Raw genomic sequence first — 702 nt, 5'->3', positions numbered from 1 at the left:
GCCATAATTTCCTATTAAAGGATAAGTCATAACAGTTATTTGCCCGCAGTATGATAAGTCGGATAACACTTCCTGATAACCTGTCATAGATGTATTAAAAACTAATTCACCTATTTTAAAATTATCAGCACCAAAACCAATGCCTTCATAATGACTTCCGTCTTCAAGTATTAAATAACGTTTCAAATTTTGCCTTCCTATTATTCTAAATTTTTTTTAGATTTTTAGTTGAAATAAAAAAAAGATTGGAAATCAACCGAAAGTCAATCTCCAATCTTTTTCTAAGATTATTATAAAACTGCTTAATTCGCAGAATATTTTTTATTGTAAATCGTTTAAAAATCATAACCTTGTTTTAATTTGTTTTTATTCTCAACAACTATAACATATATAATTAATATTACAATCATTTTTTATAAAAACAAAATAAATTAAATAATAATTATTTATATTTTAATAAAAGCCTTGAAAAATTATTATTTATGCTGTATTTTATAATAATTAACATAATAATTCGGAGAATAAAATGATGAGTAATGAAGATTTAAACGAAGAGATAAATACATCAGGTTTCGACGCTATCACAGAAACATTTGAGAAAATATATCCTGAACAAAAAGAACCTCTGCATTACAGACCTATAATAAGTTATATGCTAGGCGGAAAAGACCCTCTTTACGGAATAAGTATTTACAGAGGAAA

1 protein-coding gene and 1 pseudogene are annotated in these 702 nt (G+C 25.4%); one reads left to right on the top strand and one right to left on the bottom strand.

Annotated features, from left to right (window positions below; genetic code table 11):
- A partial coding sequence (locus tag GQX97_RS13350; protein WP_304488836.1) for a carbamoyl-phosphate synthase domain-containing protein occupies positions 1–186 on the bottom strand: 186 nt, incomplete at its 3' end.
- 340 nt (positions 187–526) lie between these two features.
- Between GQX97_RS13350 and GQX97_RS15130 the strand changes: the two are divergent.
- Positions 527–702, top strand: a pseudogene (locus GQX97_RS15130) (suppressor of fused domain protein); the annotation flags it as partial.

The sequence above is a fragment of the Brachyspira sp. SAP_772 genome (genome assembly GCF_009755885.1).
GTDB lineage: Bacteria > Spirochaetota > Brachyspiria > Brachyspirales > Brachyspiraceae > Brachyspira.
Note: the sequence above shows the minus strand (reverse complement) of the source record. Positions and strands in the feature narration are given on the sequence as shown.